The sequence below is a fragment of the Paenibacillus sp. FSL L8-0663 genome (assembly GCF_038008125.1).
Classification (GTDB): Bacteria; Bacillota; Bacilli; order Paenibacillales; family Paenibacillaceae; genus Paenibacillus; species Paenibacillus polymyxa_D.
This window is the reverse complement of record NZ_JBBOYM010000001.1, coordinates 5,249,902-5,263,528: the sequence shown is the minus strand read 5'-3', so window position 1 is coordinate 5,263,528 and position 13,627 is coordinate 5,249,902. Positions and strand designations below refer to the sequence as shown.

Here is a 13,627-nt window from a genome sequence, read left to right as displayed (position 1 = left end):
CATGTTGAGTTCATTGGATACATAATCCTTTGCAGGCTGGTACATCCTATAGGTCATATTATCTGTTCGGCTCATTCGTAAAGGGGGAATAACGATGAAGAAAGGGCGCTTTCCCAAGTTGCCGAAGCTACCGTGGAGCCGGAGAGCGATTCCAGCCGCAGACCGCAAGACACGAAATTCCAATGTGCCTAAAGGACTGCCTGAGTCTTCGTGGCTGGAACAGCCGCTGCGTAGCAATGTGGAAGACAATTTGATTGCTTTGCGTGACATTTTCAAGGATTGCTCTGATATCGTCTACCGAGAGCTCATGATTTCCCCTGAACGCAAAGGGTTGTTGGCTTATTTTGAAGGTACGGTAAAATCAGAGGATTTGCAGGATCATATCCTGCGGCCTGTCATTCTGGGCATGATGCTCAAGGACCCTGAAGTGAACGGCAAATTGGAGCCGCTGGATGAAACTCGTATCTCGATGTCCCAGACCAAAACGATGGACGAATGGAAGATGGTAGCGGCAGCGATACTGGACGGCAATGCCGCCTTGTTCGTAGATGGTACGCCTCGTGCTTATATTTTTAGCGCCAAGGGTGGTGTCCGCCGTGGCGTAGAGGAACCCCAGACGGAAGCGGTTATTCGTGGGCCGCGTGAGGGCTTCACTGAGACCCTTCGCGTCAATACGGCACTGTTGCGTTTCAAGTTGAAGACCTCCAAGCTCAAGATGTACAGCATGACCATCGGAACAGAAACTCAAACGAGCGTCGTCCTTACCTATATTGAAGGGATCATAGATCCCAAACTGGTGGAGGATGTAAAAAAAAGGCTCAGCGATATTAATATTGATGGTGTTCTGGAGACTGGATATATTGAGGAACTGATTGAGGACCATCCCTTTTCTCCGTTTCCGCAAATGGAATATACTGAACGCCCGGATACCGTCACTGCCCAATTACTGGAAGGACGTTTTGCCATTTTTGTGGACGGAACGCCTTTTGCCCTGATTGGGCCGGTCACGATGTGGCAGATGATGCAAGCAAGCGAGGACTATTACGAACGTTTTTTCATCAGTAATATGGTGCGCTGGATTCGTTTTCTTTTTCTCATCATGGCTCTCTTTCTGCCAGCAATATATGTAGCGGTTACGACCTATCACCATGATATGCTGCCGACGACACTCATATTAAGTATTGCAGCGGCTCGTGAATCTATCCCTTTTCCAGCACTGGTGGAAGCGTTAATGATGGAAATTTCTTTTGAGGCATTACGTGAAGCAGGGATTCGTCTCCCCAAAACGGTCGGTCAGGCCGTTAGTATTCTTGGTGCGCTCGTAATTGGGCAGGCCGCAGTACAGGCAGGGATTGTATCGGCACCCATAGTCATTGTTGTGTCGCTCACAGGTATTGCTTCGTTTACCATTCCACGCTTTAACTTTGCCATCACAGTTCGCCTGCTACGATTTCCAATCATGCTGATGGCGGGTTTATTCGGATTGTTTGGGATCATTATTGCGACAACGCTGATTGCTACGCATCTAACCAAGCTAACATCGTTTGGTGTCCCTTACATGAGCGGATATAGCCCGTACAACCATACGGATCAAAAGGATATCGTCGTCCGTGCACCTTGGTGGAAAATGACTAAACGTCCTTCCTGGATTGGTAAAGACAACAACAAACGAGCGAAGGAAAAGATGAATGGAACGCCTACCACCGAGGAGGGATGGTGATGAAGCCCAAATCGAATACACAAAAAATACGTAAAGCGGCTGTGCTCTGTTGTCTGCTGCTTTGTTCTGTTCTTTTGGGAGGATGCTGGGATCGCCGTGAAGTGAACGATGTGGCCTTTGTGATGGGTACCGGGCTAGACAAGGAAGGCGATCAATACCGGGTAACGATGCAAATTGCTTTGCCTGGACAACTAGGATCTTCGGGCAGCACAGGAGGAGGGGGAGGTACAAGCGGTACGAAGTCCTACTATCTGGAGTCCAAAACAGGTCCAAGCTTTCGAGGAGCAAGTACCGAGGAACAGCGCGGGGTTTCGCGAACACTTAATTACTCCCATCGGCGGGTACTGCTGTTCGGCGAGACGCTGGCACGGGAAGGGATTAGCAAAATGATGGATGTCATTGCACGTATTCCGCAGAACCGTCTGTCTTCCCTGGTTGTTATCACGAAGGGGTCAGCGATGGAAGTGCTTCAGGCAGATGCTCCGATTGAGCAATATCCAGCGGAAATGGTGCGTGAGCTTAACTTTTCCTATATGAAAAAACCTCGTTCCGTTAAACTGCTGATGAATTCCGTCCTGCTGGAAGGCATTGACCCGGTGGTGCCAGTAATGTCTCTGGTGAAGAATGGGCCCGCTAGTCTTAAAGACAAGAAGACGAATATTCAGATCGATGGATTGGCAGTCTTTCGACAAGACAGGTTAACAGGGATTATTGATAACCATCTCAGTCGGTTTCTGCTGTTGGGTATGGAGCAAGCCAAGGAGACAGAGATATTTATCCCCCCTCCCAAGGGTAAAGGTTACATATCTGTGCATCTCATCGAAAATAGAGTCCATATCAAGCCCTTTATTCAGGGGAATGAGATTCGAATGACCGTTCATATGAACTGCAATGGGAATGTGAAGGAAAATGAGACGAATTTCGATATTTCCAACGAGGAAAATTTGAAGTGGCTGGAGCAGCAGACAGCCGAGGAAATCAAGAGGGAGCTGGGAGAGGCTGTCCACGTGATTCAGCAAAAGTATCGTTCAGACGTACTTGGTTTGGGCCGGGCTATTATTACGAGTCACCCGGATGAATGGAAACGGATTAAACCTCAATGGGAGCAACTATATCCCAAGGTGGAGATCACCATAAATCCGGTCGTGCATATTGAGAATATTGGTGCGGTCACCAAACCATTCGGGGTCAAAAAGGAGCAAATCCAGAATGAATAAAGTATTTCTGTTACCTTTGGTGCTGGCTATGCTCTTCATGTATCTGATTGACCGTAAAAATATTAACAATGCACCAGCCATCAATCGTTGGGTCTCTCGAGTATTGTATGTTATTAGCATTGGTATCTGGATTTACGGAACATCAACGAAGAGCACCGTTTATGTGGCTACATGGCTGACCCGTTTTATTGACATGTGGCTCCCCCCTACGTTGTAAATCGTGTATTGGATGCCTGCGGATAAAAGGAGGATGACCTGTATGAAACAGTTCACAACCAGACAAATCGTACTGCTGGGTGTATTGATGGAGGTCGGTATTACCCTTATACATGCTCCGGCGCAGGCAGCGGATCACGCGAATCAGCATGCCTACTGGACCTGTATAATTGCGGCTATCGTGCTATGCTTGCCGATCTGGGCGATGTTGAAACTCAAGCGTCGTTTTCCTGACCAGGATCTAATGCAGGCGATGGTGAGCTCTCATCCTGTGCTGGGACGTATGCTGCTTGCAGTCTACCTTATTTTATTCCTGATCATTTTTGCACGGGATTTGAGAATTATCACAGATTTAGTGGAGGTTGTGCTTTTGCCGCTGACTCCGATTGTGGTCACTTCTCTTATTGTGCTGTTAACTCTGGTATTTATGGCCAAAGGCGGAATAAGCACCATCGTGAATATGGCCGAGATTTTTTTGCCGATGTTGATTTTGACGCTGTTGACCATGCCACTTTTTTTTGGGCGTAATATGGATTTTTCGATGCTGAGACCCTACTTACATCCAGAAGTAGAGGGAGTGATCAAGGGCAGCTGGCGCATGCTGGGATATATGGCCGATATCCTGATGGTTCCCTTTGTGATTTCTGGAAAGAGTTATAATGGACGTAGTGCGTGGTATGGGCATTTGCTCGGAACCGCTTTTCTGATCATGCTGGTGTTGCAGTCGGAGTTGGTTATTGGTGTTCCTATCTTGTCACGGCTGTTCTATCCATCGTATGAACTGGTGCGTCAATTGCAGCTAACGGACTTTCTGGATCGGTTCGACTTGTTCGTGGCAGCACTGACCGTACCCACCTTTCTTACGAAGATCGGAATTGATCTGTACGTTACCAGTTTGGCGGTAAAGCGTATGTTCTCCCATGCCTGGGGGAGTCTGATGGTTTGGCCCGTAGGTTTGTTAGGTTATGTCTGTTCGTTTATGCTGTTCTCCAACATCGTGCAAGTTTTTGATTTCAGCCGGGAGTGGACCGCGGTGATGATCATTTTTTTTGTACTTATGCCCTTGGTACTATGGATGTTGCTCCGACCCAAATCTAAAGGGAAAGGCGGAGATGATAAGGCATCTAACGGAGAGCGGGATAGCAGTAGTCAGCTAGAAAGCCGGCAGGGAGACAGAACAGGACACACCCACTTATAAGATTCCTGTATTCATCGAAAAAGTAATTCTTATTTGTCTTTTACCCCTCTGATTGTATACTTGGTAGAAAGAAATACGACTTCTACTAGGGAGGAAACAGAATGGCACAACGCATGACAGGTAAGAGAGTCGCTCTTGCTGGTCCCCGTAAAGCAGACGAAATGGCGCTGCTAGTTGTGAAGATGGGAGGGGAGCCAGTACATCGTCCGGCCCAGGGCACTGTTTTTCTAGATGATATCGAGCTGCGCAACGCTGTTGTATCGTGGGTAAAGAACCCTCCGGACTGGTACATCTTCACGACAGGCATGGGGCTGGATGCCCTGTTCGATATGGCAGAGGATATGGGTGTGGCTGAGCAGATTATAGAGTTGCTGCAATCTTCCAACATTGCAGCGCGGGGCTACAAGACGGTCAATGGACTCAAAAAGCGTGGCTTTACGCCAGCAGTACGAGACGAGGACGGAAGTTTGATCGGATTGACAGGAGCTTTCGCCCCATACGATCTGAAGGGGAAGGAAGTGCTGTTGCAGCTGCATGGCGATCCAGCCCCACGGTTGGTAAAATGGCTGGACGAGCAGGGGGCAGTGACCCGCCAGGTACTTCCTTATAAGCATATCCCACCCGAGGAAGCAAAATTGCAGGCGTTACTGGAGGATGTTATCCATCGTAATGTTGATGCCGTTACATTCACGAGTGGTCCGCAAATTCGATTTTTGGCCCAATATGCCAGAGAGCAAAATCGAATTGAGGATTTACTGGAAGCTTTTCGTGAGGATGTGATTGCTGTATCCGTAGGGAAGGTGACTGCACAGTCCATTGTGGAAGAAGGGATTGATCGAGTCGTGTTTCCAACCGAAGAGCGCATGGGCGCGATGATGGTGGAGCTGGGCAAATATTTTGAACATAACGATTCGGTGCATGGCTGTGGTCTGAAGATCATGAATGGTCATTGAAATGAGATCAAAATTATAAATGCAGATGCTAAAAAATGAACTTATATTTCGGGATACAGAGTAAAATAAAGATAAGGGCCTACGAGGTCTTTATCTTTTTTTGTTGGACATGCATCGACAAAGATTTTTGTTATAGCGAAAATGTTTATCTAATATAATGAATAAGTTTCGATGCTACTTAGGACAGGAGCTGAGACGTTAATGAATTCTATTTGCGTATTTGCCGGGTCCAGACCTGGACATTTATCGGTATATGTTGAGGCAGCAGGCAAACTGGGAGAAGCCATGGCTCGCCATCATATCCGTCTGATCTATGGCGGCTCTAGCAGGGGGCTAATGGGAGAGGTGGCAGATGGAATGCTGTCGGGTGACGGTCAGGTCACTGGCATTATGCCCACCCTGTTATTTGATGCAGAGATCATTCATCGGGGAGTTACCGAATTTATTGAGGTAGCAAGCATGCATGAGCGTAAAGCGGCAATGAGCGAGATGGCCGATGCTTTTATTGCCCTTCCGGGTGGTTTGGGAACCTTTGAAGAGCTGTTCGAGGTACTATGCTGGGCGCAAATCGGCATTCATCGCAAGCCCATTGGGCTGCTGAATGTGAATGGATATTTTGACCCGTTAGTAGAAATGGTGCGTCATAGTGTGCAAGAGGGGTTTACCGGGAGTGAGCATCCAGCGCTACTGAGCATCTCCGCAGACCCGGACGAATTGCTACATATGTTAAAAAATAAAGCACAGAACTTGAAATAAAGCTTTTTTCGTGCTTGCACAACTGATTGAGGCAAGGTTATGATAAGACCCATAATCAAATAGCGGACAGACAAGGTGCCTTTGCGGTTGAGCAAAGGGTAACAGGGAATCGGGTGCAAATCCCGAGCGGTCCCGCCACTGTAAGGAAGAGGATTTTTTTAATTGGTCACTCGTGAAAAACGGGGAAGACGAAAGAATCCGTTGATGCCAAGCCAGGAGACCTACCTTGATCTGTATGCACCGTTAACCTTCGCGGAGAGGATGGGTGTACGAAATCAGGAAATCAGGCACACGTTGCTTTTTCCATGTTGGCTAGAGGTTTGCGTGGATATGAACGTGCAGCAGCGTTTGAAGCGTAAACAGACAGATGGAAAACAACGGCAGGCTGGAGGAAGACAAATCGTGTCTTCTTACGCTGTTTGTTCGTCTGATGAGAGATACGTACATAGAAACCCCATCCGGGCAGGATGGGGTTTTTTTAAGTTACACGATGTGCATAAATCATTGAAATAGATAGGATAGCTGCCCTGAAAAGGATGAATAGGAGGAGTACGATGAGCCCATTAGGAAAATTGTTGGTGATTGGATTTGGACCAGGAGATATGGAACATATCACAAAACGGGCGCTGGATGCGCTGGACGAAAGTGAGGTCATTATCGGCTACAATACCTACGTTGATTTGATCCGTCCGCTGTTGAACGGACAGGAGATTGTACGCACAGGGATGACAGAGGAAGTGAGCCGTGCGCAGGAGGCGGTTCGCCAAGCAGAGATGGGCAAGAAGGTAGCTGTCATTTCCAGTGGAGATGCGGGAGTCTATGGTATGGCAGGGCTGGTGTACGAAGTGCTGATGCAAAAAGGCTGGCGACGCGAGGACGGGGTTGAGGTAGAAGTCGTACCGGGGATCTCGGCAATTCAGTCCTGTGCTTCGTTGCTGGGGGCGCCGGTTATGCATGATGCTTGCACGATCAGTCTGAGTGATCATCTGACCCCGTGGGAAACGATTGTGAAGCGTGTAGAAGCTGCGGCTTCAGCTGATTTTGTGATTGCATTATACAACCCGCGCAGTGGTCGGCGTACCCGCCAGATTGTGGAGACGCAGTCCATTTTGCTGCGTTACCGCGATCCGCAAACTCCGGTCGGGTTGGTGAAAAGTGCTTATCGTGAGCGTCAGCAAGTTATTGTAACGACGCTGGAAGATATGCTGAACCATGACATCGGGATGCTGACGACTGTAATCATCGGCAATTCCTCGACGACGGTGTATGACGGTTTGATCGTGACTCCGCGCGGATATCAGCGCAAATACACGTTGGATGCGACCGAGCAGGCGCTCAAGCCGCATCAGCGTCTCCGCACGGAAGCGGAGCCGTGGTCGCTGGGAGCGCAAGAGGGTACACCGCAGGCAGGAGCAGCCCCGACTACGCCCGCTGGACCCTCCGCGAGCGGCGCTGCGGTTGCGACGCAGGCACGCCCGCAAGCGATGGCTGCCGTGCAGGCAACGACTGCTGTGCAAACCGACGCAGCCACGGCATCGCTGGCGGCAGAGGCGCTAAGCCGCCTCGCTATCGGCGGTAAGCTGCCTGGCGAAGCCAACGCTCGCTGGAGCGGGCAAGCGCCTACCGCCAAGAGCACCGCCGGAACGTCGGCGGTGGCCGGAGCAGGGGCCGCGGCCGGGATGGCGACAGGCGGCTTTGGCAAGCCTGCGCTGTTTGAGGTGGGCGTTTCCCCGGGTGTGGGAAACAAGAAATTCACCGCTCGCCAGATGGCGCTGCTCGCCGAGGTAGCGGGTGATGATGGCGAGCTGGAATACACGCCAGATCATCAGATCGTGCTGCGCGTGCCGTGTGCAGATCCCGAGGAACTGGTCGGGCGGCTACGGGATGAACGATTCATTGTCATGCCGATTGGCGATGTGTTTAAGGTAAAGGCGTGCGACTTCTGCAATATGGAGAAGGATGACGCTGTGCCTGTGGCTGAGCATTTACAGGTTGTACTTGGTGGATTACAGGCACCCAAGGAAACGAGCATTGCTTTGAACGGATGCGGTATGGCCTGCTATGGAGCCGTACTAGAGGATATCGGAATCGTCTATCGCAAGGGTGGGTACGATCTCTTCCTCGGTGGCAAAAAATTCGGCCGCAATGCTCATGCCGCTCAGCCTGTAGCGGAAGGAATTCCGGGTGATCAGATTACGGACATCGTGGAGCATGTCATCGCTGAATATAAGGAAAAAGGACATCCGAATGAGCGCTTTCATAAATTTTTTAAGCGTGTAGGTGTCGTTGCGGGGTTCCGGCATGAAGATGCACCAGTAACGGTAGAAGTGAATGCGGTTTGTGGTGATTAATGGACTGAAGGCCTGATGAACGGGATACAAGCATATATATAAAATAGGGCGTCATGCAGGCTATCCCTATTAAAGAGGAGGAAACAACAGCAGTGGATGCAATATTGTTGGTTGGACATGGAAGTCGGGACCCGGAGGGGAACCAGGAACTGCTGGAATTTGCACAGGCAGTGGCAGATCGGGTACCGGATATGTGCGTGGAAACCTGTTTCTTGGAGCTGGCACGTCCCAGCATTGCTGATGGGATGCAAACTTGTGTGGAGAAAGGGGCGACGCGTGTCGTTCTTATTCCGATTATTTTGTTCGCAGCGGTACATGCCAAAATTGATATTCCGATGGCTATTGACCGGGCAAAGGCGAAATATCCGCAGGTGGAATTTGTATACGGACGTCCGATTGGTGTTCACGAGAAAATCGTCAGCATTCTGCTAAGCCGCTTGAAAGAGGCCCAGCCGGTTGCAGTTCCAGCGGGGATGATTAGCGCTGTCGAGGCATCTGTCGAGGTACCTGACGAGGAAACGGCGGTACTTGTATTAGGACGCGGAAGTAGCGATCCAGATGCGAACAGTGACTTTTTCAAAATCACCCGTATGCTGTGGGAGAAGCTTTCTTATACATGGGTAGAGAGCAGCTTTATCGGTGTGACGCAGCCTTCCTTTCCCGATGGATTGGAGCGTTGTGTACGATTGGGGGCCAAAAAGATTATCGTGCTTCCCTATTTTCTGTTCACGGGTGTGCTGATTAAACGCATCGGAGAAATGACCCAGGAATTTGCCGAGGCTCACCCTGCATTACAAGTGGAGATGGGCGGATATTTTGGTTTCCATCCTCAATTGGTTGAACTGGTGCTGGAGCGAGCTAAGGAAGGTTTGTTCGGCAAGGTTACAGCCAATTGTGATAACTGCCAGTTCCGCCTGGAGGCGCAGGAGCACCACCATCATCACCACGATCATGACCACGATCATCATCATGAACATGAACATCACCACCACCATCATACACATGAGCACGACCATCATGATCACCATACACACAGCCACGATCACACTCATGAGCATGTCCATGCTCACAGCCATGATGACCATGATCACCATCACGAGCATTCACATACGCCATCTGTAGTGAATGGAAGCGGGCAGGTGAAGGGCTCATGATATTCATGCTATGCGGAACGAGCGATGCTCGGGAATTGGCGCTGCAAATCCGTGACAATGGCTTCAACGTATTGACCTCAGTCGTAACCGAAAGCGCGGCAGCCAGCTTGTCTGAAGCGGGACTAGACGTACGTACAGGCCGAATGACAGCCGATGAAATGGCTGCAATGATTCGGGAGCTTGGAATACAGGCGGTTGTTGATGCCAGTCATCCTTTTGCAGAAGAAGCACATGCGAATGCGATGACAGCCGCTCGCGAGTCCGGGGTTCCTTATATTCGCTATGAGCGGACAGGACTTGTATATGACAATCATCCGTTGCTCCACATCGTGTCTTCCTATGAAGAGGCCGCATTACAAGCGAAGCAACTCAAAGGTTCTGTAATGCTTACGACAGGCAGTAAGACGCTCGGCACGTTCACCAAGCATTTACTCGGAGATCCGGAGATTCGTCTGGTTATACGCATGCTGCCGCGCCTGGACAATATGGAGAAATGCGGCGAACTGGGCATGGAGCAAAAAAATATTATTGCCATGCAGGGACCCTTTTCCCGCGAGATGAACGAAGCATTGTACAAGCACTATGGCACGACCGTGATGGTCACCAAGGAAAGCGGAAGCACGGGAGCAGTGGATGAAAAGGTTCAATCTGCATTGGAGCTGGGGATTCACGTACTTTTGATTTCCAGGCCGGAAGTGGAATTTGGCACAGTATTTGATCATTTCGACGGAGTCATCAACGCACTGCGTACAGCAAAAGAGAAAACTTCAATTTGAGTTGAGCCTTACCCCTGCGAGTCCAGTTCATCAGGAACGACTTCTGGCATGTATTTAAAATATAGTCATCTTAAAACAGGTGTTTTTTAGAGGTATCCATGATTTAGTAGCAATGAATTGTCATTTTCCTAAACTATTTTCTAATTTTCCATAAGGGAGTGGTCTACCATGGATTTCAAAACAGAATTTAAACCGCTAACGGTACAGCCGCAGGAGATTGAAGGCAAAAGCTTCGAGATGATCACAGAAGAATTGGGAGAGCATCCTTTTACAGCAGAGCAATATCCCGTTGTACAGCGTGTCATTCATGCATCTGCTGATTTTGAGCTGGGCCGCAGCATGGTGTTTCATCCAAAAGCGATTGAAGCCGGGATTGCAGCTATTCGCGCAGGCCAGCAGGTAGTGGCAGATGTGCAGATGATTCAAGCGGGGCTGAGTAAGGATCGTATCCGTCAATTTGGCGGGGATGTGCATGTGTACATATCTGACCCTGACGTCATGGAAGAAGCGAAAAGGCTGAATACGACACGCGCCATTATTTCGATGCGCAAAGCGATTCAGGCGAGCGAAGGTGGTATCTATGCGATTGGTAATGCGCCAACAGCGTTGCTGGAGCTGATTCGTCTGGTGAAAGAAGGAGCGGCCAAGCCCGGACTGGTGATTGGCATGCCCGTAGGCTTCGTATCGGCGGCAGAATCCAAGGACGAGCTGCGCAAGCTGGATATTCCGTTCATTACGAATATTGGACGCAAGGGCGGCAGTACAATTGTCGTAGCAGCATTGAATGCGATCTCCTTAATGGCTGTCCGCTAGATGCGGTTGTCCGTTTGCTGTATCATGAAATGAATTGGAACATGATCAGCAGAAGAGGTTAAGGAGGAATTGGCATGGAAAAGGAAGCGGCGTCCGCCGACAAGCCCAAACGGATGAAAAGCGGTGAAGCTCCCGCACCGGACAAGCCAATGCGGTCAGGCTTTACGACAGGAGCTTGTGCGGCTGCAGTAGCCAAAGGAGCGGTACAACTGCTCATCACGGGCATTCCGCCGAAGGAAGCAGTGATATCGCTGCCCGCGGGCTTCGATCAGGCGTTTGAGCTGATTGAGCCTGTGTTGGACGCGGACGAAGCTTCCTGCACGACGATCAAGGACGGTGGCGATGACCCAGATGCCACGCATCAGGCGAGAATTATCGCGTCCGTTAGCTGGCGCGAGGAGCCGGGCATTGAATTGGACGGTGGCATCGGCGTGGGGCGGGTAACGAAGCCCGGTCTGCCTGTGCCTGTCGGAGAAGCAGCGATTAATCCGGTGCCGCGCCGGATGATTACGGAGGCTGTGACAGATGTGCTTGAGGAGCACGGATCGGCCAAAGGTGTCCGTGTCGTCATCAGCGTACCGGATGGTGAAGAAATTGCCAAGAAAACGCTGAACGGTCGGCTTGGCATTCTTGGCGGTATTTCCATACTAGGCACGCGTGGTGTGGTCGTTCCGTTTTCCACGTCAGCTTATAAAGCCAGTGTCGTGCAGGCCATATCAGTTGCGCAAGCGATGAACTGCCAGGAAATCGTCCTGACCACAGGCGGCAGCAGTGAAAAATACGCCATGCAAATGTATGATCAGCTGACGGAAGAGGCCTTTATTCAGATGGGGGACTTTGTTGGCTTTGCTATAAAGCAAGGGAAACGGCTGGGAATGAAAAAGATTATTCTCGTCGGTATGCCCGGTAAGCTGTCCAAGGTCGCTCAAGGTATCATGATGGTTCACTCCAAGAGCGCTCCGGTGGATTTTGGCTTTTTGGCTGAGGTTGCGCGTGAAGCGGGTGTGGATGAGTCGCTTGCAGCGGCAGTGGCAGAGGCAAATACAGCTACGCAGGTGGCGGATATGATGACCGAAGCGAATGCGCTGAGCTTTTTTGAAAAGCTGTGTACCTATGGATGTCAGCATTGTCTGGAGCATGCAGGTGGTGGAATCGTTGTGGAAATGGTACTGATAACGCTGAAAGGGAACGTGTTGGGGAGGGCGAGAGTCGGTGAGTAAAGTGATCCGTGTCATTGGTATCGGTGAAAATGGAGCGGCAGGTCTGTCGCAGGAAACATTGGAGCAAATTGAGCGTGCGGACCTGCTGGTTGGTGGAGAACGCCAGCTAGGATTTTTCAAGGCAGCCGCAGGGGAAAAACGAACATTAAAGAGCGGCTTATCCGCCGTGGTGGAAGAATTGGGACGGTTGCGTGAGGACAAGGATATTGTCGTGCTTGCGTCCGGCGATCCGCTTTTTTTTGGAATTGCAGGTTATTTGTCTGCCAAGCTGGGGGCGGAACATCTGGATATTATGCCGCATCTCAGCTCGGTTCAGCTGGCGTTTGCGCGTCTCGGTGAAAGCTGGCAGGATGCGGTGCTGGAAAGCGTACACGGTCGCCCGATGACCGGACTGGCGCAGCGGATTGACGGACAGAACAAGGTCGCGCTGTTGACGGACGACCGGAATCATCCCGGTGCAGTCGCTGCCTATCTGCTGCATTATGGCATGACGGAATATGATGCTTTTGTCGGCGAGCATTTGGGCGGACCGGATGAGGTGTATCAGCATTATACGCTGGAAGAGATGGCGCAGAGAACGTTCCAACCATTGAATGTGGTTATTTTGCGCCGCCGTAAGGGTGAAAACGTGCCTGCAATTCGGCGGGGATTTGGCTTCGAGGATGCGGAATTTCACCAGCGCAAGCCGGAAAAAGGACTAATCACGAAGCGTGAAGTACGCGTATTCAGCTTGTCTGAGCTGCGTCTGACCGAGCGAAGCATCGTATGGGACATCGGTGCAGGCTCCGGCTCTGTAGCGGTAGAATGTGCGCGACTGGCTAAGTATGGGCAAGTATTTGCCATTGAGAAGAACGAAGGCGACCTGGCTAATGTCGAAGCAAACAAGATCAAATTCCGCACCGATTTCCCGGTTATTCATGCCAAAGCGCCTGCCGGATTGGAAGATCTGCCAGACCCGGATGCGGTGTTTATCGGTGGGAGCGGGGGAGAATTGTCCGAGCTGATTCGTCTGTGCGCTTCCCGTCTGCGTAAGGATGGACGAATTGTAGTGAATGCTGCAACGATTGAGACGCTACATGACGGTATGAAGGCGATGCAAACAGCAGGACTCGATACTTCGGTGACGTTACTGCAAACAGCGCGCAGCAAGCCGATTTTGAATATGACGCGTTTTGACGGACTCAATCCGATATATGTCATTACAGGACAGCCGTCGGTAGACGTGGCTGATGAAGTAGCAGGGGAGTAAGCTG

Annotated in this window: 12 protein-coding genes and 1 riboswitch; all 12 genes read left to right on the top strand. The window is 50.5% G+C overall.

Features of this window, described 5'->3' with window-relative positions:
• The first annotated feature begins 94 nt into the window (after nucleotides 1-94).
• Nucleotides 95-1,720, top strand: a complete 1,626-nt coding sequence (locus MKY75_RS23300; protein ID WP_069012104.1) for a spore germination protein — start codon at nucleotides 95-97, stop codon at nucleotides 1,718-1,720.
• Nucleotides 1,720-2,937: a Ger(x)C family spore germination protein gene (locus MKY75_RS23295; protein ID WP_069012107.1), complete on the top strand. Its 1,218-nt coding sequence runs from the start codon at nucleotides 1,720-1,722 to the stop codon at nucleotides 2,935-2,937. The genes MKY75_RS23300 and MKY75_RS23295 overlap by 1 nt, the downstream gene beginning before the upstream one ends.
• Nucleotides 2,930-3,154 carry a hypothetical protein gene (locus MKY75_RS23290; RefSeq protein WP_029518596.1) on the top strand — a complete coding sequence of 75 codons (225 nt, stop codon included), beginning with the start codon at nucleotides 2,930-2,932 and terminating at the stop codon, nucleotides 3,152-3,154. Before MKY75_RS23295 ends, MKY75_RS23290 begins: the two co-directional genes overlap by 8 nt.
• 42 nt (nucleotides 3,155-3,196) lie before the next feature.
• Nucleotides 3,197-4,351 (top strand): GerAB/ArcD/ProY family transporter, encoded by a 1,155-nt coding sequence (locus MKY75_RS23285; protein ID WP_069012109.1) that lies wholly within the window; start codon nucleotides 3,197-3,199, stop codon nucleotides 4,349-4,351.
• A 101-nt stretch (nucleotides 4,352-4,452) separates the two neighbouring features.
• Nucleotides 4,453-5,304 carry a uroporphyrinogen-III synthase gene (locus tag MKY75_RS23280; RefSeq protein ID WP_340886687.1) on the top strand — a complete coding sequence of 284 codons (852 nt, stop codon included), beginning with the start codon at nucleotides 4,453-4,455 and terminating at the stop codon, nucleotides 5,302-5,304.
• Nucleotides 5,305-5,505: 201 nt separating this feature from the next.
• Nucleotides 5,506-6,060, top strand: a complete 555-nt coding sequence (locus MKY75_RS23275) for an LOG family protein (RefSeq protein WP_340886685.1) — start codon at nucleotides 5,506-5,508, stop codon at nucleotides 6,058-6,060.
• Between the two features lie 57 nt (nucleotides 6,061-6,117).
• Nucleotides 6,118-6,303: riboswitch (cobalamin riboswitch) on the top strand.
• A 311-nt stretch (nucleotides 6,304-6,614) separates the two neighbouring features.
• On the top strand, nucleotides 6,615-8,411 hold the full coding sequence (cobJ, locus tag MKY75_RS23270) for a precorrin-3B C(17)-methyltransferase (RefSeq protein WP_340886683.1): 1,797 nt from the start codon (nucleotides 6,615-6,617) through the stop codon (nucleotides 8,409-8,411).
• Between the two features lie 92 nt (nucleotides 8,412-8,503).
• A complete protein-coding gene (locus tag MKY75_RS23265; RefSeq protein WP_340886680.1) occupies nucleotides 8,504-9,565 on the top strand; it encodes a sirohydrochlorin chelatase in 1,062 nt (353 codons plus the stop codon).
• Nucleotides 9,562-10,341, top strand: coding sequence for a precorrin-6A reductase (gene cobK / locus MKY75_RS23260; RefSeq protein WP_209947751.1), 780 nt, complete (start codon nucleotides 9,562-9,564; stop codon nucleotides 10,339-10,341). Before MKY75_RS23265 ends, cobK begins: the two co-directional genes overlap by 4 nt.
• 168 nt (nucleotides 10,342-10,509) lie before the next feature.
• Nucleotides 10,510-11,154 carry a precorrin-8X methylmutase gene (locus MKY75_RS23255; RefSeq protein ID WP_069012857.1) on the top strand — a complete coding sequence of 215 codons (645 nt, stop codon included), beginning with the start codon at nucleotides 10,510-10,512 and terminating at the stop codon, nucleotides 11,152-11,154.
• Between the two features lie 74 nt (nucleotides 11,155-11,228).
• Nucleotides 11,229-12,374, top strand: coding sequence for a cobalt-precorrin-5B (C(1))-methyltransferase (locus tag MKY75_RS23250; protein ID WP_340886677.1), 1,146 nt, complete (start codon nucleotides 11,229-11,231; stop codon nucleotides 12,372-12,374).
• Complete coding sequence (gene cbiE / locus MKY75_RS23245) at nucleotides 12,367-13,623, top strand: precorrin-6y C5,15-methyltransferase (decarboxylating) subunit CbiE (RefSeq protein WP_340886675.1); 1,257 nt, start codon at nucleotides 12,367-12,369, stop codon at nucleotides 13,621-13,623. Before MKY75_RS23250 ends, cbiE begins: the two co-directional genes overlap by 8 nt.
• Nucleotides 13,624-13,627 lie beyond the last annotated feature (4 nt).